The following is a 3313-nucleotide window of genomic DNA, read 5'->3' on the forward strand; positions in this document are numbered from 1 at the left end:
ACAGAGAAAGTGGCAAGTACAAAGGCAAACAGGTTATCCAGGGTGGCCGCAGTCAGGTTCGCACCGTATTGTTCATGGCGATGATGTCAGCAATGCAGTGCAATCCGGTTTTTAAACGCACTTACAGCCGGTTAGTCGTAGCGGGCAAACCCAAGAAAGTCGCCATTATTGCCTGCGTCAGGAAGATGATTGTCATCCTCAATTCGATGGTGAGAGATGGCGTCATGTGGGAAGAAAAAAACTTCTTAAATTCAGGGTTGACGCCATAGTCGTTTGTTATGTGCCTGTTTAGACATCATAGGGAGTAAAGTTAATTCCGTAGCCAAACGGATTTTCTTTTGGTGGTTCTTCCGGTTCAGTCTCGTAAATTTCTACTTCTCCTTCTGAATCAAAGCCTACCTGTTGGCCAATGACATGAAGCATATCAGCAGCTTCGTTAGCATCTGTAGCCCAAACTTTTATAGCCATGACAGCTGGACCAAGTGGACATTCAAATCCATGATCATTATTAAAAACGTTTCCGGCTCCAAGTACGGTGAAGTGGGTAAAAGGAGTTACCTCCTTTCCATATCTGAGTTTTAACTTCCAATCAGAATTACTTGTCATCAAATTTCCTGTGGCACATAACACCCACATAAGGGGCAGTAACACGTGGGCTAAAATCCGAGCGAAGCGACAGAGCCCACGTGTTACTGTCCCAGCGAGCCTGCGAGCGACTTAATGTGATTGTTAGCAGTCTACTTGCTTTTGCTGTTTTTCTTGCTGCTCCTTAGCAAATTGTCGCCATTTTTCCCTGTCTCTTTCATCCTCAGCTTTTTCAAATATCCGATCTGCTGAGGTATACGTATTAACATGCAAGCGTTTATTTGATGATGATGTCATTCTTTCTACTTGCTCACGCAGTTTTTTCAAGTCTTGAGAAATAGTATGAAGAGGAGCTCTATCTCCAATTGTAGATATACCCTTGAATTCTTTAAAACTAATTACTATTTCATTCTGATACTGGCTACCCTCTACATCCTCAAACTTGATTTTAATTTTAAATTCAGGTGAGAAAATATCACCGTTTGGCAACTTTGATTTTATTTCATGAATGCTAAGAATGAAGCTTTCGATTCTTTGACCTATACCTAATGATGAAATGCCGCTCGAAAAAATGTGTATTTGTAAAAACTCATTTACTACTGGATCTTCTTCTAACTCACTTCCGTCTACATTACAAAACGAAAACTTGATATTACGCGCAATTCCTTTACCTAAATTCTCTATCTCAACAATTTTAAAGTTTATAGCAACAGGACTACTCAACATAGCTAGTGAAACATTTGGTCTAATATTCTCACGCCTTAGTTCGTTTACTTGTTGGATCTGGGCAACTCTCAGATACCATGTCTCCTTTGCTAAGACGAAAGTTAGTATCGCTATAGAAACAGTAGCAATAGCGCTGATCCATGAAGAAAGTGAATCAGCAGTAAGAATGTTCGACAGCTGAATTTGGCTACCAAGTATTATTCCGGCAATTAAAATTAATGGGGCAACTACAATGCCCGAAAGAATAATTAATGGTAATAAGCTTCTTTCATTCTTTGAATTACTCACAGAACTTTCCTTAGACTGCTAACACCCGCATAAAGGGCAGTAACACATGGGCAATAATCAGAGCGAAGCGACAGTGCCCATGTGTTACTGTCCCAGCGAGCTTGCGAGCGATTTAATGCATTTGTTAGCTACGATTTCAATTAAACCCTAACCCAATGATATGAATACCTATTAAATAATAGGGTACGCCCATCATAAACCACAAGATTAGCCCTTTACGCTTTGATATTTCATTTAAATTTTTAGGGGGATGATAACTGGGATCTATAAATGGTGTTTTAAAGTTTGGATAATACTCTTTAGTAATAGGCCCTAAAACGTGATACATGCCATAAAACAAAGCGATTACCGTTAAAAGTAGGAATATAAACACAACCGCTAAACGATAAAAAATCGTAGCTTCATCAATGTTCTCAAGTGCTAATTTCAGAAGGCCAGCAATAAAAACGAAATATCCGATAGATTGAAAAAGCTCCTTTACGTGCTCTTTGTTTGAAATAATCTTTTGCATAAAAATTCCCTTTAGTAGCTAACTTCTAAATATGGGGCACAAACAGGCAGGCTATAATGGCGAAGCCGCCTGCCTGTTTGTGTCCCAGCCCGCCTGCGGGCGACATGATTTTATTGTTAGCTACCATGCCAAATCAACCTTGCTTTTGGCAGCCACAGGCATGAAACCTAAAAAATACCCCGGCACGCAATGCATTATGAGATAAGGATAAGCTTTTAGCGTTTTAAAGCTTGGTAAAAATACAAATGGGTCGAATGCTTTAGATAACTTATAAAACCTTTTTGCGATTGGATGAACAAGGAACTCGTAATATCTTTTGGATAGAGCAATAAATTGAACTTGTAACAGTAGTAAGAAAAGCTCTAAACCAGCCATATCTATGAAAACACCAAGCGTTAATAGCTCAGGATTTACAATTAGTGTTGCAACTACGATAGCCGTAAGTACTTTCCAGATATATCCTTTCAATTTCATGTATCTTCCTTGGTAGCTAACACCCAAATAAGGGGCGGAAACACGTGGGCTAAAATCCCGAGCGAAGCGACAGAGCCCACGTGTTTGCGTCCCAGCGAGCGGAGCGAGTGCCTTAATTAGTTTGTTATCTTCTACTTCGATTGCCGACAAGTAGACCTGCTACACTCAGATCTTCATCCAGTTGCGGCCAGTGAATGCCTTCACCATCACCCAATAGCTCCCAATCCTGTAATTGTGATGTGCTTGCTTGAGAAAGGTTAGGAAACCATGATAAAGGTACAGAGATTGTTCTGCCGTCGATTAATTCGACGATTAAAGAACTTTCGTCGAAAGATACCGACAGAGCTTGTGGGTGATGTTCAATTGCTAAAGTAGCCATTCCAAGCCTCCAAAAAAGCATCTCTATTTTCGACAACCAGCTTTTCCAAAGTTCTGAGTTCTTTTGGAGTAAAGCGAGTTGAACTTGCTAACGCGACCGGACGAAGCCAGAACTTAGCTAGCGTTCTGTCGCGTTGAATATGAATGTGGGCAGGTTCACCGGTTTCATTGCTGTAGAAGAAAAAGCGATATGGCCCAATTTTTAATACTGTTGGCATGTAGAAAGGTTATATGAAAAGTGCAGGAATTCCAACGAGAAGATAACACCCGCATAAAGGGCGATAACACGTGGGCTAAAATTAGGAACGAAGTGACGCAGCCCACGTGTTAGCGTCCCAGCGAGCCTGCGAG

At 40.8% G+C, this 3313-nt stretch carries 7 protein-coding genes; 1 reads left to right on the forward strand and 6 read right to left on the reverse strand.

What is annotated here, in order from left to right; all coding sequences use genetic code 11:
• Positions 1 to 269 (forward strand): transposase (locus tag ACXAGX_RS20365; RefSeq protein ID WP_474840674.1); only part of this gene is annotated, 269 nt, incomplete at its 5' end.
• Positions 270 to 288: 19 nt separating this feature from the next.
• Here the strand turns inward: ACXAGX_RS20365 and ACXAGX_RS20370 are convergent.
• The 6 genes from ACXAGX_RS20370 to ACXAGX_RS20395 all read right to left on the reverse strand — a co-directional run bounded on the left by ACXAGX_RS20370 (position 289) and on the right by ACXAGX_RS20395 (position 3180).
• Positions 289 to 606 (reverse strand): hypothetical protein, encoded by a 318-nt coding sequence (locus tag ACXAGX_RS20370; RefSeq protein WP_474840676.1) that lies wholly within the window; start codon positions 604 to 606, stop codon positions 289 to 291.
• Positions 607 to 729: 123 nt separating this feature from the next.
• The gene (locus ACXAGX_RS20375; RefSeq protein ID WP_474840678.1) at positions 730 to 1599 is read right to left on the reverse strand and encodes a hypothetical protein; all 870 of its coding nucleotides are present in this window, start codon (positions 1597 to 1599) and stop codon (positions 730 to 732) included.
• 136 nt (positions 1600 to 1735) lie between these two features.
• Positions 1736 to 2110 (reverse strand): hypothetical protein, encoded by a 375-nt coding sequence (locus ACXAGX_RS20380; protein WP_474840680.1) that lies wholly within the window; start codon positions 2108 to 2110, stop codon positions 1736 to 1738.
• Positions 2111 to 2230: 120 nt separating this feature from the next.
• Complete coding sequence (locus ACXAGX_RS20385) at positions 2231 to 2584, reverse strand: hypothetical protein (RefSeq protein ID WP_474840681.1); 354 nt, start codon at positions 2582 to 2584, stop codon at positions 2231 to 2233.
• Between the two features lie 124 nt (positions 2585 to 2708).
• The gene (locus ACXAGX_RS20390; RefSeq protein ID WP_474825218.1) at positions 2709 to 2963 is read right to left on the reverse strand and encodes a DUF2442 domain-containing protein; all 255 of its coding nucleotides are present in this window, start codon (positions 2961 to 2963) and stop codon (positions 2709 to 2711) included.
• Positions 2944 to 3180, reverse strand: a complete 237-nt coding sequence (locus ACXAGX_RS20395; RefSeq protein ID WP_474825217.1) for a DUF4160 domain-containing protein — start codon at positions 3178 to 3180, stop codon at positions 2944 to 2946. Before ACXAGX_RS20395 ends, ACXAGX_RS20390 begins: the two co-directional genes overlap by 20 nt.
• Positions 3181 to 3313: the final 133 nt, after the last annotated feature.

Source organism: Alteromonas sp. ABV4_515, from assembly GCF_056160345.1.